Genomic DNA, 24,498 nt, shown 5'->3' on the forward strand with positions numbered 1-24,498 from the left:
CCCATGATCCTCGACGGACGACAGGACAGCTCCATCGCCGAAGCCGCGCGCGTCCTCGCCGCCGGCGGGCTGATCGCGTTCCCCACCGAAACCGTCTACGGCCTCGGCGCCGATGCGGGCAGCGACCGCGCGGTGGCCGGCATCTTCGCCGCCAAGGGCCGGCCCAGCGACCACCCGCTGATCGTGCACGTGCCGGATGCCGCGGCCGCCGGCCGCTTCGCCGCCGGGATCCCGCCGGTCGCCCAGCGGCTGATGGACGCCTTCTGGCCCGGGCCGCTCACGCTGATCCTGCCGCGCCGCCCCGACGTCGGACGCGCGGCGGCGGGCGGCCAGGACACGATCGGGCTGCGCTGCCCGGCGCACCCGGTCGCCCACGCGCTGCTGCTCGCCTGCGCCGGCGGCACGCCGCCGGTGTACGGCCTCGCCGGCCCCAGCGCCAACCGCTTCGGCCGGGTCAGCCCCACCACGGCGGCGCACGTGCAGGGCGAGTTCGGCGACACCCTGCCGGTGCTCGATGGCGGCCCGACGGCCGTCGGCATCGAGTCGGCCATCGTCGACTGCACGCGCGGGGTGCCGGTGCTGCTGCGCCCGGGCATGCTCACCCGCGCGCAGATCGAGGCCGCCTGCGGCGAACGGGTCTGGTTGCCGGAAGAGCGCTCCGAAGCGGGCCCGCGCGCCTCCGGCACGCTGGCCTCGCACTACGCCCCCGAGGCGCGGGTGCGGCTGATGGACGGCAGGAGCCTGCAGACCGCGCTGGACGTGCTGGGCCCCGACTCCGTCGCGGTCGCGGTCTACGCCCGCAGCGCCCTGCGCACCCGCACCCCGCACTACCGGCGCATGCCCGACGACGCGGCCGAGACCGCGCGCCAGCTGTTCGCGGTGCTGCGCGATTTCGACGCCGCGGGGGTCAAGCTGATCTGGGTCGAGACGCCGCCGGAAGGGCCGGAGTGGGACGGCGTGCGCGACCGGCTGCACCGCGCGGCGGCCGGCTGAGCGGCGCCCCGGCTGGGCGGCGCCCGGCCGCCGCTTACGAGTGCTTCACGTGCCCTCGCTAAACTCACCGGTTTCATCGGAGATTCAAATGGCTTTTCAGTGGTTGCGCCGGGCGTGCCTGCTCGCCGCCTGCGCGTCGGCCCTGGTGGTAGCCGCCTGCGGCGGCGGCTCGATCGTGTCCGGCTTCACCCCCGCGCGCGTCGTCGCCTTCGGGGACGCCATGGGCGACCTCGGCCAGAACGGCAGCCGCTACACCATCAACGACGGCTCGGGCAACAACAACTGGACGCTCCAGGTGGCCAATTCCTATGGGCGCCCGCTGGCGGCCAGCGCCGCCGGCGGCCTGTCCTTCGCCACCGGCAATGCGCGCGTGGTCGCCACGCCCGACGCGGCCGGCAACGCCGCCACGCCGACGATCCAGCAGCAGATCGACGGCTTCCTGGCGTCCGGCACCCTGAGCGAGACGGACCTGGTCCTGGTGAGCGGCGGCACCTCCGACCTCATCGTGGAAGTCCAGGCGGTCCTCGCGGGGACCCAGACCGAGGACCAGATGCGGGCCAAGCTCGAAACCGCCGCCCGCGCCCTCAGTGCGCAGGTGCAGCGGCTGGTGGATGCCGGCGCCCACCACGTCGCCATCGCGGGGCCCTACAACCTGGGGCGCTCGGCCTGGGCGAACCCCGCCCAGACGGGCCAGAGCGGACTGATGGAAAACGCCACCCGGACGTTCAACCGGCGCCTGGTGGCGTCGATGGTGAATCTCGGCGCCAATGTCCTGTACGTGGACTTCGAGCAGCAGATCAACCTGGCCACCGCCAACCCGGGCGACGGCGCCTTCGCGCTCAGCAACGTGACCACGGTGGTATGCACCTCGGTCGATCCGGGCCCCGGCATCGGCACGGGCGCGGGCCAGGTGAATTCCAACCTCTGCACGCCGTCCACGCTGGTTGCCGGCGCGGATTCCACGCGTTTCCTGTGGGCCGACCGGGTCTACCCGACGCCGCGCGGGCACCAGATCCTCGGCGAATTCGCCTTCAACCAGATCCACAACCGCTGGTAGCGCCTCATTGCTGGCGCGCCGCCCATTCGACCAGCGCCTGCACGGCGGGCCGGATGGCGGAGGCGCGGCGCGGGTGGTTGGCGATGGCCACCAGCACCCAGCGACGGCCCTGCTGGCCATGGACGTAGCCGGCCACGCCGGACACCTCGTTCAGGCTGCCGGTCTTCAGGTGCGCCAGGCCGACGTTCTGGCGCTGCCGGCGCAGCGTGCCGTCGAGCCCCAGCGCGGGCAGGGAGGCGGCGAGGTCCGGCATCAGCGGCGACACCCACGCGACCTGCAGCAGCTGCCCGAGCTGGCGCGCCGTGAAGCTCTCGGTGCGCGACAGGCCGGAGCCGTTCTCCGTCACCGGCGGCTCGCTGCCGATGCGCTCGCGCCACCAGGTGCGCAGCACCTCGCGCGAGGCCTCGAAGCTGCCGGTGCCGCGCTGCTGCAGGCTCAGGGTGAGGAACACCTGCTGGGCCATCACGTTGTTGCTGAACTTGTTGATGTCGCGGATCACCTCCGCGAGCGGCGGCGAGGCGAACTCGAAGGCCGGCTTCAGCCCCGCCGGCACCGTGCCGTCGCGCACTTGGCCCCCCAGGCGGCCGCCCATGTCGCGCCAGCTCGCCGCGATCGCGCGCGGCGTGTAGGCCGCCGGCTCCGGCCAGGCCAGCTGCCAGACCCGCTCGCCGCAGGCGGCGGGGAAGCGGCCGCCGAAGCGCACCTGCGCGGGGTTGCGGAAATCGGCGGCCAGCGCGGTGATCCAGTCGCCGCATTCGGCGCCGTTGGCCAGGGGCACGCTGGCAGGCCATTGCACGCCGGCCAGCGGCGGCTCGGCGCGCACGCGCGCGGCGCCGCCCTCGGGCGTGAAGCTGAGGGTGACGGCCTTGTAGTTCACCAGCAGGGCGTCCGGGCTGGCGTTGTAGGGGCGCAGGGGCTGGCCGTCGAAGGCCGCGGGGTCGTGCGGCGGCAGCGCGAAGGCGCTGCGATCCAGCACGATGTCGCCGGTGATGCTGCGCACGCCGAGCGACTGCACCTGGTGCAGCAGCAGCCAGAGCCGCTCCATCACCAGCTTCGGGTCGCCCTGGCCCCGCAGGACCAGGTTGCCCTGCAGCACGCCGTCGCGGACCGGCCCGTCGAAGTAGACCGGCGTCGTCCAGGCGAAGGTCGGGCCCAGCAGCTCCAGCGCCGCGAAGGTGGTCGCCAGCTTCGCCACCGACGCCGGATTGACGGGCGCGTCCACCCGGTGGGCGATGCGCGGCGGGCCGCCTTCGGCGGGGGCCAGCAGCACCACCACGGAGTCCCGCGGCAGCTCGCCCTGGGCCAGCACCGCCTCGATCTCGGGCGGCAGAGGCTGGGCCAACAAGGGGGCGGCGGCCCAGGCCAACAGGCAGCAGGCGAGGCGGAACCAGCGCGGCATGCGCGCCATGATACGAACCTTCGATAATGGCGGGCTCGCCGGAACCGCCTTGAAACTGCTCGCCTTCGATACCAGCACGGAAACCCTCTCCCTCGCCGTCGGCCGCGGGGGCGGCCAGCCGGTGCTGGAGCGGACGGGGCCGGGCGGCGCCCAGGCCTCGGCCTCTCTGATCCCCGCGATCGAGGACTTGCTGGCGCAGGCCGGGCTGGCGCTGGACGAGCTGGATGCCATCGTCTTCGGTTGCGGCCCGGGCTCCTTCACCGGCTTGCGCACGGCCGCCGCCGTGGCGCAGGGCCTGGGTTTCGGCGCCGGGGTGCCGGTGCTGCCGGTCGAGACGCTGCTCGCGGTGGCCGAGGAGGCGCACGGCCGCACGGGGCTGGCGCGGGTGGTCGCGATGCTCGACGCGCGCATGGGGGAGGTCTACTTCGCCAGCTACGAACGGGTCGGCGCCGCCTGGATCACCCGCTCGCCCCCGGCGCTCGGCCGGCCCGAAGACGCCCCGGTGCCCGCCGGCTGGGGCATCGCCGGCAACGTGTTCGACTTGCACGCGGCGCGCTTGCCCGGCGCGGCCACCCATGTCCCGGCCCTGCCAACCGCGGCGGCCCTGCTGCGGCTGGCGCCCTCCTTGCTGGCCGCCGGGGGGCCGCACGCGCCCGCACAGGCACTTCCGCTCTACATTCGCGACAAGGTGGCGCAAACTACCGAAGAGCGCGCCGCCGAACGGGCGCGCAAGGACCAGCGCCGCATCGCAGCCGATTCCCCATGAGCGCAGTCTTCAAGACCATCGAAGCGGGCTTCGAGCCCATGACCGAGGCCCGGCTCGACGAGGTGGTGGCCATCGAACGCCGCGCCTACGACCACCCTTGGACCCGCGGCAACTTCTCCGATTCGCTGCGTTCCGGCTACCGGGCCCAGCTGCTGTGCGCCGGCGAGACGACGCTGGGCTACTTCGTGGCCATGCAGGGCGTCGACGAGGTGCACCTGCTGAACATCACCGTCGACGTGCCCTACCAGGGCCAGGGCTGGGGCCGCATCCTGCTGGACGCCGTGGCGCTGTGGGCGCGCTCGGAGAACGCGCACTGGGTCTGGCTGGAGGTGCGCACCAGCAACACGCGGGCGCAGGACGTGTACGAGCGCTACGGCTACCGGCGCGTGGGGGAGCGCAAGAACTACTACCCCGCCGCGCAGGGCCGCGAAGACGCGATCGTCATGAGCTACAAGCTATGAGCCTGGACCTCGACGAGCGCCAGCGCGCGATGCTCGCGGAAATTGGCGTGCGGGTCTTCGCCCCGGACGCCAATTTCGTCGAGCACCGCCCTGCGCCTGCTGACGGCACCCCCCCTGGTCCCCCCCGCCAAGCGGGGGGGAGTGCGGACCTTCGGCCCGCAGGACTGGGGCAACCGTCTTCGGAATCGGCTTCCCGCCCGGCACCCGTCGTCGCCGAAGCCCCCATGCGGCAGCGCATGCCCGGCGTCACGGAGATGGACTGGGACGCCCTCGGCCAGTCCGTGGCCGCCTGCCGCGCCTGCCGCCTGTGCGAAGGCCGCACCAACACCGTCTTCGGCGTCGGCGACCTGCAGGCGGACTGGATGGTGATCGGCGAGGCCCCCGGGGAGAACGAGGACCTGCAGGGGGAGCCTTTCGTCGGCCAGGCCGGCAAGCTGCTGGACAACATGCTCGCCGCGCTGGCCATCGGCCGCCGCAAGGGCGTCTACATCGCCAACGTGCTGAAGTGCCGGCCGCCCGGCAACCGCAATCCGCTGCCGGAGGAGATCGCGCAATGCGAGCCCTTCCTGCGCCGGCAGGTCGAGCTCCTGCAGCCCAAGATCATCCTGGCCATGGGGCGTTTCGCCGTCCAGACGCTGCTGCAGACCACCGAACCCTTGGGCCGCCTGCGCGGCCGCGTCCACCGCTACCACGACGTGCCGGTGGTCGTCACCTACCACCCCGCCTACCTGCTGCGCAACCTGCCGGACAAGGCCAAGGCCTGGGCCGACCTGTGCCTGGCGCAGGAGGTCATGCGCAAGTTGTCCTAGGAGCCTGGGCGGCAGAGAAACGGGCCCGTTTCTCTGCCGCCCAGGCTCCTCGGCAGCCAGGCGCTTGGCGCCAGCGTCCGCCGGGCGTAGTCGATCCCGCTGAAGCGGGCGAAGTCGGCGAGGCTGCGCACGCGGCCAAGCCCGTACACGCCCAGGTCGTCGCCCGCCACCAGCGCCGCCAGGCGCACCCGCGAGCGCTGCTCCAGCGTCTGCCAGTCCACTTCGTGCAGGGCGTCGTGCGGCGCGTCCCAGTGCAGGGGACGGCTGGCGGCTCCCGGGCCGCTCTCGTTGTACTGGTGGTGGATCGGCAGGTCGGGCATGTGGAACAGGTCCCAGCCGTGCGTGTACAGGCGCAGCGCCAGGGCCTGCTCCTCTCCGTGGAAGTAAAGCCAGGGGTCGTACGGGAACTGCTGCACGATGCGCCCCGGCGCGAACAGGCAGCCCGCGCCCAGGTGGAACGCGGGCAGGGGAGCGCGAGTTTCCACCGGATGGGCCTCGAAGGGCAGCACGGGGTGGGCGGCGTCGAAGGCGGCGCCGGGCCGCAGCACCTGCGCCAGCACGCCGCGGGTGAGCGTCTCGCGCCGCGGCCGGCCGTCGACGAGGCGGAACGCCGCCGGGTAGGTGGAGATCGCGAGGCCCCGCTGCGGCGCGCCGAGCGCGCGCGCCTGCGCCACCAGGCGCGCGTCCCAGCCCGGGTCGAAGTCCATGTGGGCATCGAGCTGCAGGAACCAGTCCTCGCCCTCGTGCAGCGACATCGCGATGGCGCGGGCCCAGCACGGCCCGCGCGCATGCTCGATGGCGATCTGCACCTGCGACAGCCGGCAGCCGCCGCCCGGATGCGCCGCCGGGGCAGACCCGCGCGGCGACTGGTCCACCACGCCGAAGTGCAGCCGCTGCGGCGCCGCCGCCGTGGCGACCGCGCGCCGCAGGGTGAAGGGCAGGACCGGGTCGCAGTAGGATGCGACGCTGACGAAGAGGCTCATCGACGGTTTCGTGGCTCCGGGGAAGTTAGGGAAACCCTGGCCCCCGCGTCAAGCCCCACCAAGCACGATGCGGGATCGCGTGAGCTCTCTACACTGGGCAGGCCAGCGCAACGCACGCCGGGAAGCGGGCGTTGCCGTTTCGGTTCAGGGTGCGTCGCAGGACGAACGGTCTCCGGCCCCCGCAGCATCGCCGGCAGATGGAGAAAACGCATGAGCAGGAATTTCCGCCGTTGTCACGGAATCCCGCAGGGCGTGCGGCCCCTCCGCGCGCCGCACCCCATGGCAGCCGGCTTCCGGCCCGCGGGGGCGCTGCTCGCCCTGGCCACGGCTTTCGCCCTGCCGGCGCCGCCCGCGGGGGCGCAGCCGGTGCCGCTGCAGGCGATCCACGGCGGCGCGACCTTCACCCGCAACGGCGCGAACCTGCTGGTGACCACGCGCAACGGGGCCGGGACCAACCACTCGGCGATCGACTGGAGGAGCTTCTCGGTCCCGCAGGGCAGCGTGACGCAGTTCCTGCAGCCCTCGGCCAGCAGCACCTCGATCAACCGGGTGGTGGAGGCCAATCCTTCCTCGATCCTCGGCCAGCTGAGGTCCAACGGGCGGCTGGTGCTGGTGAACCCGTCGGGCATCACGGTGGGCGGCAGCGCGGTGATCGACACGGCCGGCTTCACGGCCTCGACGCTCGCCATGAGCCCCGAGGACGCGAAGGCGGGCCTGCTGCGCTTCGGTGGCCCCGGCGCGCTGCTCAAGGTGGAGTCGGGCGCGGTGGTGCGGGCGCAGGGCGGCGACCTGGTTCTGATCGCGCCGCACGTGCAGACGGCGGACAAGGCCCTGCTCCAGAGCGACGGCGCCACCCTGCTGCTCGCCGGCCAGCGGGTGGAGATCACCGGGCGCGGCCTGGAAGGCATCCACATGGAAGTCCAGGCCGGCAACGAAGCCGTGAACCTGGGGACCCTCCAGGGCGATGCGGTCGGCATCTTCGCCGGCACGCTGAAGCACAGCGGCCTGGTGCAGGCGCAGTCGGCGAGCGTCGAGGGCGGCAAGGTGGTGCTCAAGGCGACCGGCGACGCCCTGGTGGACGGGCGCATCACGGCGCGCGCGGGCGAGCGCGGCGGCCGCGTCGACGTGCTCGGCGAGCGCGTGGGCCTGCTGGCGGGCGCGCGCGTGGACGCGAGCGGCGCCGCGGGCGGCGGCCAGGTCCGCATCGGCGGCGACTCCCAGGGGGGCAATCCCGATGTGCCCAATGCGCGGCGCACCTCCGTCGATGCCGGCGCGAACATCCAGGCCGATGCCACGCGCGAGGGCGACGGCGGCCGCGTCATCGTGTGGGCCGACGAGGGCACGCGCATGCACGGCACGATCTCGGCGCGCGGCGGCGCGTGGGGCGGCGACGGCGGCTTCGCCGAAGTGTCGGGCCGGCAGTCGCTGCAGTTCACGGGCCAGGCCGACCTGCGCGCGCCGCGCGGGAAGACGGGGACCTTGCTGCTGGACCCGGTCGACATCACCATCCGGCCGGCGGACTCGTCCGACCCGCTTCCGGAAGGCGAGTCGATCCTCACGACCGAGTCGTTGAACAAGCAGCTGGAACAGGCGAACGTGACCGTGGCGACGAGTCCCTCCGGGCTCCAGGGCGAGGGGCACATCAGGCTGGCAGGGGATGCCGCGGTCGCCTGGAAGTCCGGCAACCAGCTGACCCTGTCCGCGGACCACGGCATCGACCTCCTGGGCCAGATCACGGCGACCACCACCGGCGGCGCGCAGGGCGCCACGAACGGTGCCCTGCGCCTGATCGCGGGCGCCGGCGACATCGTGCAGGGACCGGACTCCGTGGTCCGCGTTGCCCGTCTTCACGCCGAGGCGCAAGCCGGCAGCGTCGGCATGGGAGGCGCCAACCGCGTCGGCCTGCTGTCCGGGGGCGCTCTCGGCGACTTCTCGTTCCGCAACGCCGACAACCTGGGCATCCAGGACGACGTCGTCCTGGCCGGCGGCAAGGTGAGCCTGCACTCGGACGGCGACATCGTCCTGGGCGGGAGCCGGCCGGTGGCGGGAGTCGCCCTCGCCGGGGTCGCGGGCAAGGAAGTCGAGCTTACGGCCGGGGGCTCGCTACGGCCCGTCGCCCCGAACACCGCCGCCACCATCTTCGGCCTGGCCGGCGTCAGGGTCGACGTCGGCGGCGATGCCGACTTGGGCAGCACCCTGGTGCTCAGCGCCGGCGCGCCGATCACGGTGCTTGCCGGCGGCCGCATCGGCTTCGGCGAGATCCTTTCGGCCGGAACCACGGGGGCCGGCGGCGCGGTGACGCTGCAGGCCGGGGGGAACATCGACGGCGGGACGATAGGCGCGAGCGGACTGAACGGCGGACGGGGCGGCACGGTCACGATCACCGCCACGGCGGGCGACATCGCCGTGGACGCGGTCGCGGCGGACGGCGGCAGCAGCCTCGACGCCAACGGCGGCGCCGGCGGCAGCATCGCGCTGACGGCCGGCGGGCAGGTCCGTGTGCGCAGCCGGCTGTCGGCGGTGGGGGGCCAGGTCTTCTCCGGGACGGCCGCCACGACGGCGAGCCCTGCGTTCGCTGCGGGCGCGGGTGGGAATATCGCCGTCACGGCGGCCGGCGACGTCGTGATCGGCGCGCGCGGCGGGCTGTCGGCGAACGCCGCCCAGGTCCGCGCGGATGGCGGCGCGGCCTTCACCACGCTGGGCGCCGCGGATGGCGGCGCCGGAGGCGTCGTATCGCTCACCTCGACCGGCGGCGGCATCGACCTGTTCGGCACGGTCGGGGCCAACGGCGGCAGCCCCCTCAACGGAGCCGCCGCGGGGGGCGGCCAGGTGACGCTGTCGGCGCTTTCCAGTGCGCCGGGCCAGGGCCGGATCCTTCTCTCGGGCGAACTGTCCGCCACCGGCTCGTCCGCGCGCTCCGGAACCGGCGGCGCCGGCGGGGCGATCACGGTCGAGGCCGGCGGCAACATCACGACCAACCCGGCGGAGGGCGCGCGGCTGTCCGCCCGCGGCGGCAGCAGCACCCTGGAGACCGGCGGGCGCGGCGGCACGATCACGTTGCGCACGGTCACAGGGTCCCTCCGCGCGGCCAATGCGACCGTCGAGGCGCAGGGCGGCGAGGGCCGTGACGGCGGCCGGGGCGGCGATCTCGTCGTCCAGTCCGCGGGCGACGGGCTGGTCTCCCGGCTGGACGCGCAGGGTGGGGCGGGCAACGGCAGCGTCCCGGCGCCAGGCGGCACCGGGGGCGCGGGTGGTACGGTCACCGTGGGGGTGGACGGCATCCTCGACGTCCCGGAGATCCTCGCCCGCGGGGGCCAGGGCGGCGTGGCGAGCGCCACGGTCGCCGGCGGCAGGGGCGGCGCGGGCGGCTCCGTCGACATCAGCTTCACCGGCGCGACGGGCGTCCTGGACCGCGTGGCGAGCATCGACGCCGAGGGCGGCGTGGGCGGCTCCAACGCAGGCGGCGCCACCACGAGCGCGCTTGCCGGAATCGGCGGCGACGGTGGCGCGGTCACGGTCCGCGGCAACGCGCTGGCGGTCGGCCGCGCCGGGACCAACTCCATCCGCATTTCCGCGCGAGGCGGGGCGGGCGGGGTGGCGGAACTCGCGACGGGGCGCAGCGCCGATGCGGGCGCCTCGGGCCGCACGCTGCTCACGGGCGGGAGCGTCGTCCTGCGCACCGTGGAGTTGTCCGGCGACACCGAGGTACGGGCCACGCAGGGCACGGTGGAGACCGCGGCCGGCACCTTCCAGCTCTGGCGGGCGGGCAAGGGCTTCCACCTGGGGGCCACGGAAGGCATCACGCTGGCCAGCACCCTCGCCGCCTTCGGCGACCCGGGTTCGGCGCTGAGCCTGCACAGCACCGGCGGAGACATCCGCCAGGGTCCCGGCGCCGGCTTGCTGGCCGCTTCCGGCCTGATCGCGCAGGCGGATGGCGGGGACGTGAACCTGACGCGATCGAACGTGCTGCGCTCGGTGACGGGAAGCGCCAGCGGCCGTTTCGACCTGGTGAACGCCCTCGGCCCCGTGGGAATCGATGCGCTCGCGACGCCGTACGCCCGCAGCAGTGGCCTCAGCGGCAACGCCGGCGTGTCGGTCCGCTCGGCCGGCGACATCGTGGCCCTGGCGCTGGTCACCAGCAGCGCCGGATCCGTGTCGCTGGTCGCGGGCGACACCCTGCCGCCGATCAACGTCGGCGAGCTGCCGCTCCCGCCCATCGAGTTGCCGACCTCCGGCGCGGGAGGCTCGGCGCTCGCCCGCGGCCGGATCGCTGCGCAGGGCGACATCGTCCTGCGCGGTTCCCAGGCCGTGGAAAGCACCACCGCGGGCGGCGTGGTCCTGCAGGGCGCCACGCTGGACGCCGGCGGCGACATCCTGATGGAGGGCGCGAGCCCCGGCGTCGTCGGCGTCGCCGTGGACGCTTCGCACGTCGCCAGCAGCGGCGGCAGCGTCACCTTCCGGTCGCCGCAGGCGGTGCGCGTCGCGTCCTCCACGCTGCAAACGGCGGCGGGCGGGGTCTTGCACGCGGAGGGCTCCTCCGTGCTCCTCGAGGAAGTCTCGATCGGCGGGGGTGCGCTCTCGGGCCAAGCCTCCGCCGGCGACTTCCGTGTCCTCGCCACGCAGCCGAGTCCCGCGCCGCTGCGGCTCGGCGCCCGCGGCATTTCGGCCACCGGCGCGGTGTTCGTTCGCACACCCGGCCTGCTGCAACTCTCGGGCGTCGTGCAGGCGGGGGCGGGCGGCGACGCCCTCACGCTGGTGGCTGCCGACCTGCTGCGCGACGGCGCCGGCGCGCTGGAGACTCCCAACGGCCGCTGGCTGGTCTACCTGCCGGACACCAGCGCCAACCTCGCCACCGCTGCGCCATCCGGCAACCTCGCGCTGTGGGGCCGCAGTTTCGCGCTCGACCCGCCGCCCACCATCACCGCCCCGGGCAACCGCTACGTGTTCGCGCGCCGGCCCGTCGTCGACGTGGCGGCCGAGGCCACGAGCAAGGTGTACGACGGCAGCAGCAGCTTCGGCACCCTGGGCTTCACCGTCACCGGGCTGGTGGATGCCGCCAGCTTCGGCAACGTGTTCCTGCAGGACACCCTCACGGGAGCGCTCGCCGTGCCCGCTGCCACGAAGAACGTGGGCAGCTACGCCATCGCGCGCGGGACGCTGCAGGCGCCGGACGGGTATGCCTTCGGCAGCTTCACGCCGGCGCTCGCCAGCATCACGCCCGCCACGCTGGGGGTCGGCGGCCTGGTGGCGCGGGACAAGGTGTACGACGGCACGGTGAGCGCATCGCTGGGCGGCAGCGCGCGCTTCGACGGCCTGGTGGCCGGCGACGTGGTCTCCCTGGGCAGCGTGGACGCCCGCTTCGGCAATCCGGACGTGGGCAGCGCCAAGCCCGTCACGCTGCAGGGAGGTACGCTGGCCGGGGCGGACGCGGGCAACTACACCCTGGTGCTGCCCACCGGCCTGAGCGCCAGCATCACGCCGGCGGCGCTGGTGATCGCCGCCAACAACCAGAGCAAGCCCGAAGGCAACGTGCTGGTGTTCAACGGCACCGAATTCACCGCGCAGGGCCTCGTCGGGGGCGAGAAGGTCGATCGCGTGTCGCTGGCCAGCGCCGGCGCGGCGGCGAGCGCGGCCCCCGGTGCCTACGCGATCACGGCCAGCGGGCCGGTGGGCAGCGGCGGGTTCCGCGCGGGCAACTACAGCGTGTCGTTCCGCGATGGCGCGCTGGCCGTGGTCGGCGCGGGCGCGCCGAGGCCGCCGGCGGTGCAGGTCGCGGAGGTGCAGGTGAACAACCAGGTGGTTACCTTCGCCGACCTGTTCACCGAGGCGACGCAGGCGCATCCGGCCTTCGATACGCCGCGCCGCGGGACCGACCGCGACAAGGACGGCCGGAACCGGGACGCCATCGTCCTCACCGACTCCGCCTGCGTGCGCTGAGGGCCCTCAGAAGCGCGGCAGATCCGGTCGCACGAGCCGGCCGCCGCGCACGAGCATCTTGCCGTACTCGGCGCAGCGGTTGAGCGTCGGGATCACCTTGCCGGGATTGAGCAGCTCCCGCCCGTCGAAGGCGCGCTTCACGCCGCGCATCTGCTCCAGCTCCTCGGGGCTGAACTGCACGCACATCGAGTTGAGCTTCTCCACGCCCACCCCGTGCTCGCCCGTGACCGTGCCGCCCATCGCGACGCTGGTCTCCAGGATCTCGGCGCCGAACTGCTCGCAGCGATGCAGCTGGTCGGCGTCGTTGGCGTCGAACAGGATCAGCGGGTGCAGGTTGCCGTCGCCGGCGTGGAACACGTTGGCGCAGCGCAGCGCGTACTTCTTCTCCATCTCCTGGATCGCGAGCAGGATGTCGGCCAGCCGCTTGCGCGGGATGGTCGAATCCATGCACATGTAGTCGGGGCTGATGCGGCCCGAGGCGGGGAAGGCGTTCTTGCGGCCGCTCCAGAAGCGCAGGCGCTCGGCCTCGTCGCGGCTCACCGCGATGGCGGTGGCGCCGGCGTTGCGCAGCACCTCGCTCATGCGGACGATCTCTTCCTCCACCTCCTCCGGCGTGCCGTCGCTCTCGCACAGCAGGATCGCTTCGGCCGTGAGGTCGTAGCCGGCGTGCACGAAGTCCTCGACGGCCGCCGTCATCGGCTTGTCCATCATCTCCAGGCCGGCGGGGATGATGCCGGCGGCGATCACGGCCGCGACCGCGTCGCCCGCCTTGCGCACGTCGTCGAAGCTGGCCATGATGCAGCGCGCCAGCTGCGGCTTGGGCACCAGCTTCACCTTGACCTCGGTGACCACCGCCAGCATGCCTTCGCTGCCGATCATCACCGCCAGCAGGTCGTAGCCCGGCGCGTCGAGCGCGTCGCTGCCGAATTCCACCGGTTCGCCGGCGGCGGTGTAGCCGCGCACCTTCAGCACGTTGTGCACCGTCAGGCCGTACTTGAGGCAGTGCACGCCGCCCGAGTTCTCGGCGACGTTGCCGCCGATGGTGCAGGCGATCTGGCTGGAAGGGTCGGGCGCGTAGTAGAGGCCGTAGGCCGCGGCCGCCTCGCTGATTGCGAGGTTGCGCACGCCGCACTGCACGTCGGCCGTGCGCGCGACCGGGTCCACCCGCAGGATCGCGTTGAACTTCGCCAGCGAGAGCGTCACGCCCAGGGCGTGGGGCATCGCGCCGCCCGAGAGGCCCGTGCCGGCGCCGCGCGCGACCACCGGGACCTCCAGCGCGTGGCAGGCCTTCAGCACCGCCTGCACCTGCAGCTCCGACTCGGGCAGCGCCACCACCAGCGGCCGCTGCCGGTAGGCCGTGAGGCCGTCGCACTCGTAGGGCGTGGTGTCCTCGTTGTGCCACAGCAGCGCCCCCGGCGGCAGCACCTTCTGCAGGGCGTTCACGACCTGGGCCTGGCGCTCGGCGCGTTGCAGGACGTCGGCGGATCCGGGTGCGTTCATGCGCGCCTCCTGCGCTAGCGGAAGATCACCGTCTTGTGCCCATCGAGCAGCACGCGGTGTTCGCTGTGCCACTTCACGGCCCGCGCCAGCACCATCGCCTCGGTGTCGCGGCCGGTGGCGGTCAGGTCTTCCACCGTGTCGCTGTGGTCCACCCGCGCCACGTCCTGCTCGATGATCGGGCCCTCGTCGAGGTCCGCCGTCACGTAGTGCGCGGTGGCGCCGATCAGCTTCACGCCGCGGTCGTGCGCCTGGTAGTAGGGCTTGGCGCCCTTGAAGCTCGGAAGAAAGCTGTGGTGGATGTTGATCGCCCGCCCGGACAGCTTGCGGCACAGGTCGTCCGACAGGATCTGCATGTAGCGCGCCAGCACCACCAGCTCCGCGCCCTCGGTCTCGATCACCTCGTACTGGCGCGCCTCGGCCTGCGCCTTGGTGGCGGCCGTCACGGGGATGTGGTGGAAGGGCACGTTGTAGCTGGCCGCGAGCTGGTAGAAGTCGCGGTGATTGGAGACGATCGCGCGGATGTCCACCGGCAGCAGGCCCGTCTTCCAGCGGAACAGCAGGTCGTTCAGGCAGTGGCCTTCCTTGCTCACGAAGATCACCGTCTTCATGGGCTGGGCCGACGCGTGCAGCTTCCATTGCATCTGGAACGAATCGGCGAACAGCTTCAGCTGCGCGCGCAGGTCCTCCTGCGTGAGCTGCCCGAGCGCGAAGCGCACCCGCATGAAGAACAGGCCCGTGCCGTGGTCGTTGTACTGGGCGGCTTCCTCGATGTTGCCGCCGCGTTCCAGCAGGAAGCCGGAGACGGCGTGGACGATGCCGGGACGGTCGGGGCAGGACAGGGTGAGGATGTAGGCTGCGGACATATCCTTGCAATTGTGGCAGGGGCATGATTGACCTTGCCGGAGCGCGTCCGGCATCATGCCTCAGCCTTGGAGTTCAGGCCCTTCCATGCAGCGTCGCCAGTTCGCTTCCGCCCTCCCCGTCCTGCTCCTTCCCTTCGCCCTCCCGCGCGCCCGCGGCCAGGCCGGCCTGGCCGGGATCAGCGAGCTCGACGCCAGCAAGGGCGTGCGTGCCGCGCTGGAGAAGGGCGCCCTCGCCGCGGTGCAGCTGCTCGGGCGCCAGGACGGCTTCCTGGGCAATCCGCAGGTGCGCATCCCGCTGCCCGAGGCGCTGCAGCAGGTCGCCGGCCTGCTTTCCACCCTGGGTTTCCGCCGACAGTTGGAGGAGCTGGAAGTCTCCATGAACCGCGCCGCCGAGGCGGCCGTTCCCATGGCGAAGCCCCTGCTCGTGAACGCCGTGCAGCAGATGTCGGTCGACGATGCCCGGCGGATCCTCGGCGGCGGCGACACCTCGGTCACCGACTTCTTCGCCCAGAAGACCCGCCAGCCGCTGACCGAGACCTTCCTGCCGGTGGTGCACCAGGCGACGGCCAAGGTCGGCGTGGTGGAGCAGTACGAGCAGGTTTCCAGGAAGGCGCAGGGCCTGGGCTTCTACCGGCCGCAGGATCCCACCGTGGACCACTACGTCACGCGCAAGTCGCTCGACGGCCTCTTCTTCATGATCGGGGAAGAGGAGAAGAAGATCCGCCGCGATCCGGTGGGGACGGGCAGCGCGCTGCTGCAGAAGGTCTTCGGCTCGCTGAGGTAGGGGCGGCCGGCGCCCCGGGCGCAAAATGGCGGTCCGTCCCAGGAGTTCTCGCATGGCCTACAACGACTTCAACATGGACAGCCACTGGCTGCCCTTCACGCCCAACCGTGCCTTCCGCAAGGACCCGCGGGTGTTCGTCGCCGCCGACGGCATGACGTTCACGACCCACGACGGTCGCCAGGTGATCGACGGCATCTCCAGCCTGTGGTGCGTCGGCGCCGGCCACAACCGCAAGCCGATCAACGACGCGATCAAGAAGCAGCTCGACACGCTCGACTACGCCACCGCCTTCCAGGCGAGCAACGACCAGGCCTTCAAGGCGGCCGAGATGATCGCGCAGATGGCGCCCGGCGACCTGAACAAGGTGCTGTTCTGCAACTCGGGCTCGGAAGCCGCGGACACCTCGCTGAAGGTGGCGCTGGCCTACCACCGCGCCCGCGGCGAGGGGCACCGCAACGTCTTCATCGGCCGCGAGAAGGGCTACCACGGCGTCGGCTTCGGCGGCATGAGCGTGGGCGGCATCCCGGCCAACCGCAAGGTGTACGGCACGGCGCTGCTGCCGCGGGTGGACCACCTGCGCTTCATCCACGACCCGGCCAACGCCTACATCCACAACCGGGAACCGGAATCGCAGGAAGACTTCCTGCTGGAACTGGAGAACCGGATCCTGCCCCTGCACGACCCGAGCAACGTGGCCGCGATCATCGTCGAGCCGGTGGCGGGTTCGGCCGGCTGGTACATCCCGCCCAGGGGCTACCTGAAGCGCCTGCGCGAGATCTGCGACAAGCACGGCATCCTGCTGATCTTCGACGAGGTGATCACCGGCTTCGGCCGCATGGGCACGGCCTTCGGCGCGGACTTCTACGGGGTCGTGCCGGACATGCTGAACTTCGCCAAGTGCGTCACCAACGGCGTGATCCCGCTGGGCGGCGTGATCTGCCGCGACAGGATCTACGACCAGATGATGAAGACCGACGCGGCGGAGCACGTGATCGAGTTCTTCCACGGCTACACCTACTCGGGCCACCCGGTGGCCTGCGCCGCGGCGGTGGCGACTCTGGACGTGTACCGGCAGGAGAACCTGTTCGCACGTGCCGGCGAAATGGGCAAGGTGCTGGGCGACGCCTTCCATTCCACCTTCAAGGGCCTGCCGAACGTGATCGGCATTCGCAGCCTGGGCCTGGCCGCCGCCGTGGAACTGGCGCCGATCGCCGGTTCGCCCGGCAAGCGCGCCTACGACATCTTCGTGGACTGCTTCAAGAAGGGCGCGCTGGTGCGCCCGGCCGGCGACGTGCTGGTGATCGCGCCCCCGTACGTGGTGGAGAAGGAGCACATCGACCGGCTGGTGAACACGCTGGCCGATTCGGTGAAGGCGCACGCCTGAACGTCACCCCCCGCCTGCGCGGGGAGGCCGCTCAGGAAGCCACCTGCGGGCGCTTCTTCTCCATGTCCTTGCGGAAATCCTCGCAGTAATCCTTGCCCGTGTCCTGCGCGGGCAGCAGCACCGACCTGGCGACCAGCGTCGCCGGCAGGTGCTGCGGCACGCCGATGTCCGGCAGCACGTGGCCCGAGCCGGCCAGCAGCAGCACCGTCTTGCCCGGCGCCGCCGACGAGGAGATGGTGCGCGCCATCGAGATGTCGCGCGCGATCTGGACCCGCGTCATCGGCTGGACCTGCGTCTCCGGCAGCATGTCGCAGTGGCCGCGGCGGATCGCCTGCTGCTGCGCCTTCAGCGCCGGCCCGGGCAGCAGCACGTCCAGCGTCTCGTCCTTCATGGCCTGGCGCATCTCCTCGCGCGGCAGGTTGCCGCCCACCACGGGCACCCCGGCCCGCACGGCGGCCATGATCGCGGGTCCGTAGCGGTCCCAGGCCCAGCCGGTGCCCTTGTTCCACTTCAGCGCCTGCTTGACCTCGTCGTCCGATGCGCCGGGTGCCAGCCCCGCCGTGGTGGTGCCGCGCTCCGCCATCTCCAGGGCGACGGCGCCGAGCTGGCCGCGCTGCGCCAGCGTGCTCACCCAGCGCTCCTGGAGCCGGGGATGCGCCGCGGCGTCGTGCTGCTCGCCGATCAGGACCGCGTCGATGCCCTGGGTCTCCGGCACCGGCACCGGGGCGATCGCCGCGCAACCGGCGAGGAGAAGCGGGACGACGGCAAGGGTCAGGCGCATGGCCCCATACTAACGGCCCGCCGGCGCCGGGATGGGCGCCGTTCGTTGCCCGTTCTCAATGTCCCTGCCTTTTTTCCTGCGGGCGGCCGCCACGCTGTTGCTGGCCCTGGCCGCCGCCCTGCTCTGCGCCTGGCTGCGCACGCCCCTGCCCTGGATGATCGGCCCCCTGCTAGCCACCTCCATCGCCTCCATCCTCGGCGCGCCCACGCGCAACTGGCCGCCCCTGCGCAACGCCGGCCAATGGGTGATCGCCGCCGCGCTGGGCCTCTATTTCACGCCCCAGGTGACCGCGCTGGTGGCGAGCCTGTGGTGGGCAATCCTGCTTGCGATCGCCTGGGCGCTGGGCCTGGGCTGGGCCTTCGGCCGCTGGCTGCACCGTCGCCACGCCGGACGCATCGGCGGCGACGAACGGTGCCAGCGGGCCACCACCTACTTCTCGGGCTCGATCGGCGGCGCTTCCGAGATGACCCTGCTGGCCGAGCGGGAACACGGTCGCAGCGACCTGGTGGCGGCGGCGCACACCGTGCGACTGATCATCGTGACGCTGGTGATCCCGCCGGCCATGCTCTATTCGGGCCTGCACGGTCTGGATGCGACGCTGCCCGGGCCGCGCACGGTGCACGTGCCCGGCCTGCTGCTGCTGGCGGCGGCCACCGGTGCCGGGGCCTGGCTGATGGCGCGCACCGGCCGCGCCAACCCGTGGTTCATGGGGGCGCTGCTGGTGAGCATGGGCTTCACGATGGCGGGGCTGGAACTGTCGGCCCTGCCCAATGGGGCGACCAACGTGGCGCAGCTCCTGATCGGCATCAGCCTGGGCGTGCGCTTCCGGCGCGAGTTCCTGCGGGCGGCGCCGCGCTGGCTGCTGGACGTGGCGCTCGGCACGGTGGCCATGATCCTGCTGTGCGCCGGCTTCGCCTGGCTGCTCGCCTGGGGCACGAAGCTCCATGCCGCCACGCTGGTGCTCGGGACTTCGCCCGGCGGCATCGCGGAGATGGCCATCACGGCCAAGGTGCTCCAGCTGGGGGTGCCGGTGGTGACCGCGTTCCAGGTCTGCCGGCTGGTGGCGGTGCTCCTGCTGGTGGAGCCGCTTTACAAATGGATCGGGCCGCGCTGAGGCGGCCCGCGGTCCGAAGCCCGGCCTGGCGGCCGGGCGGGGAAGTTCTTCAGTGGATGACCAGCGGGTTCTGCGCCAGTTCGGCGTAGCCGTCGAGGGTGGCTTCCACCTCTTCCTGGGTCGGGGTGTTCAGCTGCCAGGCGTTGATCTGGCGCTGGAAGGCATCCGCCCAGGAACCGTCGAGATAGACCTCCTTGTTGGACCGCTTGTCGACGATTTCGAATCCGTGCCGCACGATCTGGGGGTGCGCCTCTCCCTCCGCGGGCTCGTTGGCCTGCAGGTGCACCACCACGAAAGAATCGGAGTCGTAAAGCATTTGCATGATGTATTCCTTCTGCCTTAGCTGGCTGCGGAAGACTTCGATTCAAGTGTCGCACTCAAAGTGAAGTGCCGCAGGCACCGGCCGGATTGGCCATGACTCCAATTTAGGTACCGCCTGTCTCAACCCTTGTCGGTAGAGGACCACCGGTTGTCCACTGCGTCACCGTTGGGGTTTGTCAGACGCAGGCGCACGGGGGCGTAATCCATGGAGGGGGCGAACCACAGTTCGAGCTTCTGGTCGTACTCGCGGCGCGGAAGTCGCTGCACCTTGAGCGCGCGGACCTGGCCGCCCGGAAGCGCGAGGTCCTCCTCGCCTTCGACCGAGAAGATCCACGTGTCGGCCTCGCGCGTGCCGGCAGTCGGGAGGGCGAGCTGCGTGCCCGGCGGGAAGTTCGCGGGCCGCGCGGCCAGCAGCGCCGCCACCTGCACGATCACGCTCAATCGATCCTGAATGCCTTCGGCGAGCGGCGCCACGGGTTGGTTGTTGCTGAAGACGATGCGGCCCTGCGCGCGGTCGAAATGCGTGGCCTGCTCGCTGCGCGACTTGTCCGAGAAATAGTCCGGCACCAGGCCTTCCGGCGCGATGCGGCCGGTGCTGCGCTGCACGCGGCTGCCCGCGACGCTGGTCGCTTCGAGCCGGGCTTCGTACGCGCGGCCGTCGTGGCGCCAGTCGAAGACGGCCCGGCCGGCCAGGGAGAACGGGCCCTTCTGCACGGTGACTTCGTAGTGCAGGCGAATGGAGGGCGGGACGGACACGGCCGCCGTGTCCGTCGAGGCCGGAACGGGCGACGGAGCCGAGGCCGCGCCGAGGGCGGCGCGCAGCAGCGAAGGCGCGGGGCGGCGGGGCGGCACGTGCTGGACACGCCGGATCGGCGCCGGCGCGGGCTCCGCCGGTCGCTCGGCCGCTGGCGTCGGCGTGGGCGTGGGCGCTGGCGCAGCGGCCACCACGACGGGCGGCAGCACGACGCTGCGCGTGGCGAACTGCACCGGCACCTGCCGCGCCGGAACCACTCGCCGCGCACCGCCCTGCAGCAGCGCAAGGTGCACCGCGAGCACGCAGGCCGCCAGCGGCGCGAGCCGGCGCCAGGGGGCTGCGCTCGCGCGCTTCATCCCCGGAAGCCCCTCGTAGAATGACGCTTCATGAAGCTGGCAACGTACAAGGATGGCTCGCGCGATGGGCAACTGGTGGTGGTCTCGCGCGACCTGCAGTCGGCCCATTATGCGACCGGCATTGCCGCGCGCCTGCAGCAGGTGCTGGACGACTGGAACTTCCTCGCCCCCCAGTTGCAGGACCTCTCCGAAACGCTGAACGGCGGCAAGGCGCGCCACGCCTTTCCTTTCGATCCCGCGCAGTGCATGGCGCCCCTGCCGCGCGCCTTCCAGTGGGCCGACGGCTCCGCCTACATCAACCACGTGGAGCTGGTGCGGGCCGCGCGCAACGCGGAAGTGCCCAAGAGCTACTATGAGGACCCGCTCATGTACCAGGGCGGCAGCGACGACTTCCTCGGCCCCATGGAGGACGCGAAGTTCTTCAACGAGGAGTGGGGGATCGACTTCGAGGCGGAAGTCGCGGTCGTCACCGGCGACGTCCCCATGGCCGCCACGCCGGAGCAGGCGCTGGACGGCGTGCGCCTGCTGATGCTGGCCAACGACTGGAGCCTGCGCAACCTGATCCCGGCGGAACTGGGCAAGGGCTTCGGCTTCTTCCAGAGCAAGCCCGCCACCGCCTTCAGCCCGGTGGCCGTCACGCCCGACGAGCTTGGCGAGGCCTGGGAAGGCGGCCGCGTGAACCTGGTGCTGCAAAGCGCCTGGAACGGCCGCAAGGTGGGCATGTGCGAGGCGGGCCCCGACATGACCTTCCACTTCGGCCAGCTGATCGCGCACATCTGCAAGACGCGCAACGTGCGCGCGGGCAGCATCGTCGGCTCGGGCACGGTGAGCAACCGCGGCGTGCCGGGCGCCGGCGGCAGGACCGAGTGGCCCAAGGGCTACAGCTGCATCGCCGAGAAGCGGGCGATCGAGACGATCCAGGACGGCAAGCCGACGACGGAATTCATGCGGTTCGGGGACACGATCCGGATCGAGATGAAGGGGAAGGACGGGCAGAGCGTGTTCGGGGCGATCGAGCAGAAGCTGGTCGGGCCCTGATCTCCTCCCTCCCCCGCGGGGGAAGGAGCAGGACATACTGCGCGGCATGAGCGCCGCGTTTCCGGCAGAGAAGAACACCCAGCGCTGGTCCTGGCTGCCCGCCCAGGGCTCCTGGCGCTACCACCTCCTGCTCGCCGCCACCGGCATGCTGGTCCTCGGGCCGCTCGCCGGCGTCACCGCGGCCTACATGAACTTCTCGCTGGGCTTCTTCGTCGGCGGCCAGGTGCTCGCCGGCCTGCTCGGCTCCGCCGTCACCGCGGGCTACGGCGCGGAGGGCAAGCATGGCGCGAACTACATCCAGACCGCGGCGGCCTCCGTCGCCAGCATGAGCGGCATGGCGGTGCTGGTGCAGGCGATGGTCTGGATGGGCCTGCCGCAGCCGCCGGCGTGGCAGCTGGTGGCGTACTTCGTGTGCGTCGGCATGTTCGGCGTCGGCGTGGGCATGCTCTACACGCCGGTGCTGGTCGACCGGCTGCGGCTGGCCTTTCCCTCGGGGCTGGCGGTGGCCAACATCCTGCGCGCCCTGACGGACACGACCCTGCTGCGGCACTCGGTGAAGCAGCTCGCGAGCGGCGGCCTCGCGGGTCTCGCGTCGGGCCTGGCCGCGAGCCGGCTGGCCTTCCTCGGCGCCATCGAGTTCTCCGCCCCCACCTTCGGGGCCGGGCTCGTGGTCGGTGCGCGCATCGGCGTGCCGGCGGTCCTGGGCGGCGTGATCAGCTGGGCGCTGCAGCCCTTCTTCGTCTCCATCGGCTGGCTGCAGGCCGGCGACCCGTTCCGCAAGATCACCTTCCTGATCGCGCTGGGCGCCATCCTCGGCGCGGCGATCGTCGACCTCGCGCTGATCTTCTGGCGCGCGTGGCAGGGCGCCCGCCAGGCGCGTGCGGTCGAAGACGACCCGGAGTGGCGCCGGGTGCACCGCGGCCGCCTGTGGCTGTGGGTCGTCGCGTGGGCCGCCGCGATCCTCGCCACCGGGCACCTCCTGCTGAAGCAGCCGCTGTTCTTCCTCGCCCTGGCCATCGCGCTGGTGTTCCTGTTCGCCCTCGTCAACGGCATTTCGGCGGGCGTGAGCGACTCCAACCCGATCTCTTCCGCCTTCGTCGTCTCGGTGGTGGTGATGGCGCTGCTGGGCCTCACCGATCCCGGCGTCGGCCTGATGGCGGGCGCGATCCTGCTCGTGTCCACCAGCGTCGCCTGCGACATGCAGCAGGACCGCTCGACCGGCTGGCGCCTGGGCACGCCGCGCACGCTGCAGTTCCGCTACCAGGTGCTGGGGATCCTGGTGGGCGCCGTGCTGGCGGTGGTGTTCGCGCGCCTGTTCATGGCGGCCTATCCCGTGCTGCTGCAGGACCAGACGCTGATGAAGGCGGGGCAGCAGCCGGCGGAGTGGAGCTCCGCGATGACCTACAAGTTCGTGGGCGTGCTGCGCAGCCTCACCGACGACAAGCCCTACCAGCGCACCGCGATCCTCGTGGGCATCGCCCTCGGCTTCGCCATCGAGCTGCTGCGCAAGTGGCTGAAGCCTCGGCACTTCGTGCTGGATGCGATCGTGCTGCCCTCGCCCTATGCGCTGTCGTTCGGCGGCTTCGTCAACCTGCCGACCTCCCTGTGGCTCGGTGCGGGCGGCGTGGTGGCCAGCCTCGTCGAGCGCTTCGCGCCCAGGAAACAGCGCGCCCTGCCGGAAGACATGAGCGGCACCTCGCTGTTCGGCGGGGGGCTGATCGCCGGCGATGCGATCGCGGCGCTGGCCATCGGGGCGGCGGGCCTGCTGTCGACGGTGTTCTGACCCCGCAAGTCACAGCCGCAGCCAGGACGTTCCCTTCTCCTCCGCCATCGTCCGCTCCAGCGCCACCAGGAAGCCGTCGCACCACCAGTGCACGTCGTAGCGCCGGATGGTTTCCATCAGCGCCCGGTGCCTGTTTCGCCGCTCTTCCAGCGGCATCTGCAGCGCCAGCAGGATCGCCGCGGCCGTGCCTTCGGTGTCGTAGGGATTCACCAGCAGCGCCTCGCGCAGCTGTTCCGCGGCGCCCGCGAAGCGCGAGAGCACCAGCACCCCGGGATCCTCTTCGTTCTGCGCGGCGAGGAACTCCTTGGCGACCAGGTTCATGCCGTCGCGCAAGGGCGTGACCAGGGCCACGCGGCTCGCGCGGTAGAGGCCGGGCAGGCGCGCCCGCGCCACCGTGCGGTGGATGTAGCGCACCGGCATCCAGTCCAGCTCGCCGAAGTTGCCGTTGATGGAGCCGCACAGCGACTCCAGCTCGTGCAGGATCTCGGTGTAGGCGCCGACGTTCTCGCGGCTCGGCGAGGCGATCTGGATCAGCGTGGCGCTGGACCGCAGGTCGGGGTTCTTGGTGAGGAACTCGCGGAACGCGCGCATGCGCTGCGGCAGCCCCTTGGAGTAGTCGAGCCGGTCCACGCCCACCAGCAGCTTGCGGCGCGAGTATTCCATGCGCATGCGCTCGTACATCTCCACCGCCTCGGGCGCGCGGGCGAGTTCGTTGAACTCCTGCACGTCGATGCCGATCGGGAAGGCGCCGGCCTGCACCGTGCGGCCGAAGGCGCGCCAGCGGCCGTCGTCCACTGGCTGCGCGTGCGCCTCGGTCTCCACGTAGCGGGCGAAGTGGTCGAGGTCCGCCTTGCTCTGGAAGCCGACCAGGTCGTAGGCGAACAGGGCGCGGATCAGCCAGTCGTGGCCCGGGATTGCCGCCAGCATCAGCGGCGGCGGCAGCGGGATGTGGAGGAAGAAGCCGATGCGCTGCCTGCAGCCCAGCGCGCGCAGTTCCGCCGCCAGCGGGATCAGGTGGTAGTCGTGCACCCAGAGGATGTCGTCCGGCCGCAGCAACGGCAGCAGCTTGCGCGCGAACAGCTGGTTCACCCGCCGGTAGCCGGTGATGTAGCCGGCGTCGAAGTCCGCCAGGTCCAGCCGGTAGTGGAACACCGGCCACAGCACGCCGTTGGAGTACCCGAGGTAGAAGGCGTCGTGGTCCACCTGCGAGAGATCGACCGTGGCCAGCGTCACCGGCCCGGCGCGCTTGAACACGACGTCGTCGCTCTCGGTCGCGTCCACGATCTTGCCGCTCCAGCCGAACCACATCCCGCCCGTGCTGTTCAGGACTTCCGCGAGCGCAACCGCGAGGCCGCCCGCCGCCGTCTGGCGCGGGTCGGCGATGCGATTGGAGACGACGACGAGACGGCCCATCC

General features: G+C 72.1%; 19 protein-coding genes. 11 read left to right on the forward strand and 8 right to left on the reverse strand.

Features of this window, described 5'->3' with window-relative positions:
• Positions 1-3 precede the first annotated feature (3 nt).
• Both JJ685_RS26750 and JJ685_RS26755 read left to right on the forward strand, forming a co-directional pair.
• The gene (locus tag JJ685_RS26750; protein ID WP_201677430.1) at positions 4-993 is read left to right on the forward strand and encodes an L-threonylcarbamoyladenylate synthase; all 990 of its coding nucleotides are present in this window, start codon (positions 4-6) and stop codon (positions 991-993) included.
• An 88-nt stretch (positions 994-1,081) separates the two neighbouring features.
• Positions 1,082-2,050: an SGNH/GDSL hydrolase family protein gene (locus JJ685_RS26755; RefSeq protein WP_201677431.1), complete on the forward strand. Its 969-nt coding sequence runs from the start codon at positions 1,082-1,084 to the stop codon at positions 2,048-2,050.
• A 4-nt stretch (positions 2,051-2,054) separates the two neighbouring features.
• On the opposite strand, the gene dacB is transcribed toward JJ685_RS26755, so the two are convergent.
• Complete coding sequence (dacB, locus tag JJ685_RS26760) at positions 2,055-3,449, reverse strand: D-alanyl-D-alanine carboxypeptidase/D-alanyl-D-alanine endopeptidase (RefSeq protein ID WP_201677469.1); 1,395 nt, start codon at positions 3,447-3,449, stop codon at positions 2,055-2,057.
• Positions 3,450-3,498: 49 nt separating this feature from the next.
• Here dacB and tsaB point away from each other — a divergent pair, with 49 nt between their 5' ends.
• The 3 genes from tsaB to JJ685_RS26775 all read left to right on the forward strand — a co-directional run bounded on the left by tsaB (position 3,499) and on the right by JJ685_RS26775 (position 5,485).
• Positions 3,499-4,215 (forward strand): tRNA (adenosine(37)-N6)-threonylcarbamoyltransferase complex dimerization subunit type 1 TsaB, encoded by a 717-nt coding sequence (tsaB, locus tag JJ685_RS26765; protein ID WP_201677432.1) that lies wholly within the window; start codon positions 3,499-3,501, stop codon positions 4,213-4,215.
• Positions 4,212-4,676 carry a ribosomal protein S18-alanine N-acetyltransferase gene (gene rimI / locus JJ685_RS26770; protein WP_201677433.1) on the forward strand — a complete coding sequence of 155 codons (465 nt, stop codon included), beginning with the start codon at positions 4,212-4,214 and terminating at the stop codon, positions 4,674-4,676. The genes tsaB and rimI overlap by 4 nt, the downstream gene beginning before the upstream one ends.
• 224 nt (positions 4,677-4,900) lie before the next feature.
• Complete coding sequence (locus JJ685_RS26775; RefSeq protein ID WP_408015502.1) at positions 4,901-5,485, forward strand: uracil-DNA glycosylase; 585 nt, start codon at positions 4,901-4,903, stop codon at positions 5,483-5,485.
• On the opposite strand, the gene JJ685_RS26780 is transcribed toward JJ685_RS26775, so the two are convergent.
• Positions 5,482-6,468, reverse strand: a complete 987-nt coding sequence (locus tag JJ685_RS26780; protein WP_201677435.1) for a GlcNAc-transferase family protein — start codon at positions 6,466-6,468, stop codon at positions 5,482-5,484. The two genes, JJ685_RS26775 and JJ685_RS26780, sit on opposite strands and share 4 nt — an antisense overlap.
• A 210-nt stretch (positions 6,469-6,678) precedes the next feature.
• On the opposite strand from JJ685_RS26780, the gene JJ685_RS26785 reads away from it, so the two are divergent.
• A complete protein-coding gene (locus tag JJ685_RS26785; RefSeq protein ID WP_201677436.1) occupies positions 6,679-12,405 on the forward strand; it encodes a two-partner secretion domain-containing protein in 5,727 nt (1,908 codons plus the stop codon).
• A gap of 6 nt (positions 12,406-12,411) precedes the next feature.
• On the opposite strand, the gene JJ685_RS26790 is transcribed toward JJ685_RS26785, so the two are convergent.
• On the reverse strand, positions 12,412-13,905 hold the full coding sequence (locus JJ685_RS26790; RefSeq protein ID WP_201677437.1) for an FAD-linked oxidase C-terminal domain-containing protein: 1,494 nt from the start codon (positions 13,903-13,905) through the stop codon (positions 12,412-12,414).
• Between the two features lie 14 nt (positions 13,906-13,919).
• Complete coding sequence (purU, locus tag JJ685_RS26795; protein WP_201677438.1) at positions 13,920-14,768, reverse strand: formyltetrahydrofolate deformylase; 849 nt, start codon at positions 14,766-14,768, stop codon at positions 13,920-13,922.
• 85 nt (positions 14,769-14,853) lie between these two features.
• On the opposite strand from purU, the gene JJ685_RS26800 reads away from it, so the two are divergent.
• Both JJ685_RS26800 and JJ685_RS26805 read left to right on the forward strand, forming a co-directional pair.
• Entirely contained in the window at positions 14,854-15,552 is a 699-nt protein-coding gene (locus JJ685_RS26800) for a DUF4197 domain-containing protein (RefSeq protein ID WP_201677439.1), read from the forward strand.
• A gap of 52 nt (positions 15,553-15,604) precedes the next feature.
• Entirely contained in the window at positions 15,605-16,936 is a 1,332-nt protein-coding gene (locus JJ685_RS26805; protein ID WP_201677440.1) for an aminotransferase class III-fold pyridoxal phosphate-dependent enzyme, read from the forward strand.
• A gap of 31 nt (positions 16,937-16,967) precedes the next feature.
• Here the strand turns inward: JJ685_RS26805 and JJ685_RS26810 are convergent, their stop codons facing one another.
• Positions 16,968-17,717 carry a ChaN family lipoprotein gene (locus tag JJ685_RS26810; RefSeq protein WP_201677441.1) on the reverse strand — a complete coding sequence of 250 codons (750 nt, stop codon included), beginning with the start codon at positions 17,715-17,717 and terminating at the stop codon, positions 16,968-16,970.
• Between the two features lie 58 nt (positions 17,718-17,775).
• On the opposite strand from JJ685_RS26810, the gene JJ685_RS26815 reads away from it, so the two are divergent.
• A complete protein-coding gene (locus JJ685_RS26815; RefSeq protein ID WP_201677442.1) occupies positions 17,776-18,831 on the forward strand; it encodes an AbrB family transcriptional regulator in 1,056 nt (351 codons plus the stop codon).
• 49 nt (positions 18,832-18,880) lie between these two features.
• On the opposite strand, the gene JJ685_RS26820 is transcribed toward JJ685_RS26815, so the two are convergent.
• Both JJ685_RS26820 and JJ685_RS26825 read right to left on the reverse strand, forming a co-directional pair.
• On the reverse strand, positions 18,881-19,153 hold the full coding sequence (locus JJ685_RS26820; RefSeq protein ID WP_201677443.1) for a BTH_I0359 family protein: 273 nt from the start codon (positions 19,151-19,153) through the stop codon (positions 18,881-18,883).
• A 119-nt stretch (positions 19,154-19,272) separates the two neighbouring features.
• A complete protein-coding gene (locus tag JJ685_RS26825; protein WP_201677444.1) occupies positions 19,273-20,262 on the reverse strand; it encodes a DUF3108 domain-containing protein in 990 nt (329 codons plus the stop codon).
• 30 nt (positions 20,263-20,292) lie between these two features.
• On the opposite strand from JJ685_RS26825, the gene JJ685_RS26830 reads away from it, so the two are divergent.
• Positions 20,293-21,300 carry a fumarylacetoacetate hydrolase family protein gene (locus tag JJ685_RS26830; RefSeq protein WP_201677445.1) on the forward strand — a complete coding sequence of 336 codons (1,008 nt, stop codon included), beginning with the start codon at positions 20,293-20,295 and terminating at the stop codon, positions 21,298-21,300.
• 46 nt (positions 21,301-21,346) lie between these two features.
• On the forward strand, positions 21,347-23,083 hold the full coding sequence (locus tag JJ685_RS26835; protein WP_236599304.1) for an OPT/YSL family transporter: 1,737 nt from the start codon (positions 21,347-21,349) through the stop codon (positions 23,081-23,083).
• A 9-nt stretch (positions 23,084-23,092) separates the two neighbouring features.
• On the opposite strand, the gene otsA is transcribed toward JJ685_RS26835, so the two are convergent.
• Positions 23,093-24,496: an alpha,alpha-trehalose-phosphate synthase (UDP-forming) gene (otsA, locus tag JJ685_RS26840; protein WP_201677446.1), complete on the reverse strand. Its 1,404-nt coding sequence runs from the start codon at positions 24,494-24,496 to the stop codon at positions 23,093-23,095.
• Positions 24,497-24,498: the final 2 nt, after the last annotated feature.

This window comes from Ramlibacter monticola, from assembly GCF_016722785.1.
Taxonomy (GTDB): domain Bacteria; phylum Pseudomonadota; class Gammaproteobacteria; order Burkholderiales; family Burkholderiaceae_C; genus Ramlibacter; species Ramlibacter monticola.

What these genes read in the sequence shown, in the direction of transcription:
- JJ685_RS26750 (WP_201677430.1), top strand. Translation starts at nt 4, where the DNA reads ATGATCCTCGACGGACGACAGGACAGCTCCATCGCCGAAGCCGCGCGC.
- JJ685_RS26755 (WP_201677431.1), top strand. Translation starts at nt 1,082, where the DNA reads ATGGCTTTTCAGTGGTTGCGCCGGGCGTGCCTGCTCGCCGCCTGCGCG.
- dacB (WP_201677469.1), bottom strand. Translation starts at nt 3,449, where the DNA reads ATGCCGCGCTGGTTCCGCCTCGCCTGCTGCCTGTTGGCCTGGGCCGCC.
- rimI (WP_201677433.1), top strand. Translation starts at nt 4,212, where the DNA reads ATGAGCGCAGTCTTCAAGACCATCGAAGCGGGCTTCGAGCCCATGACC.
- JJ685_RS26775 (WP_408015502.1), top strand. Translation starts at nt 4,901, where the DNA reads ATGCGGCAGCGCATGCCCGGCGTCACGGAGATGGACTGGGACGCCCTC.
- JJ685_RS26780 (WP_201677435.1), bottom strand. Translation starts at nt 6,468, where the DNA reads ATGAGCCTCTTCGTCAGCGTCGCATCCTACTGCGACCCGGTCCTGCCC.
- JJ685_RS26785 (WP_201677436.1), top strand. Translation starts at nt 6,679, where the DNA reads ATGAGCAGGAATTTCCGCCGTTGTCACGGAATCCCGCAGGGCGTGCGG.
- JJ685_RS26790 (WP_201677437.1), bottom strand. Translation starts at nt 13,905, where the DNA reads ATGAACGCACCCGGATCCGCCGACGTCCTGCAACGCGCCGAGCGCCAG.
- purU (WP_201677438.1), bottom strand. Translation starts at nt 14,768, where the DNA reads ATGTCCGCAGCCTACATCCTCACCCTGTCCTGCCCCGACCGTCCCGGC.
- JJ685_RS26800 (WP_201677439.1), top strand. Translation starts at nt 14,854, where the DNA reads ATGCAGCGTCGCCAGTTCGCTTCCGCCCTCCCCGTCCTGCTCCTTCCC.
- JJ685_RS26805 (WP_201677440.1), top strand. Translation starts at nt 15,605, where the DNA reads ATGGCCTACAACGACTTCAACATGGACAGCCACTGGCTGCCCTTCACG.
- JJ685_RS26810 (WP_201677441.1), bottom strand. Translation starts at nt 17,717, where the DNA reads ATGCGCCTGACCCTTGCCGTCGTCCCGCTTCTCCTCGCCGGTTGCGCG.
- JJ685_RS26815 (WP_201677442.1), top strand. Translation starts at nt 17,776, where the DNA reads ATGTCCCTGCCTTTTTTCCTGCGGGCGGCCGCCACGCTGTTGCTGGCC.
- JJ685_RS26820 (WP_201677443.1), bottom strand. Translation starts at nt 19,153, where the DNA reads ATGCAAATGCTTTACGACTCCGATTCTTTCGTGGTGGTGCACCTGCAG.
- JJ685_RS26825 (WP_201677444.1), bottom strand. Translation starts at nt 20,262, where the DNA reads ATGAAGCGCGCGAGCGCAGCCCCCTGGCGCCGGCTCGCGCCGCTGGCG.
- JJ685_RS26830 (WP_201677445.1), top strand. Translation starts at nt 20,293, where the DNA reads ATGAAGCTGGCAACGTACAAGGATGGCTCGCGCGATGGGCAACTGGTG.
- JJ685_RS26835 (WP_236599304.1), top strand. Translation starts at nt 21,347, where the DNA reads ATGAGCGCCGCGTTTCCGGCAGAGAAGAACACCCAGCGCTGGTCCTGG.
- otsA (WP_201677446.1), bottom strand. Translation starts at nt 24,496, where the DNA reads ATGGGCCGTCTCGTCGTCGTCTCCAATCGCATCGCCGACCCGCGCCAG.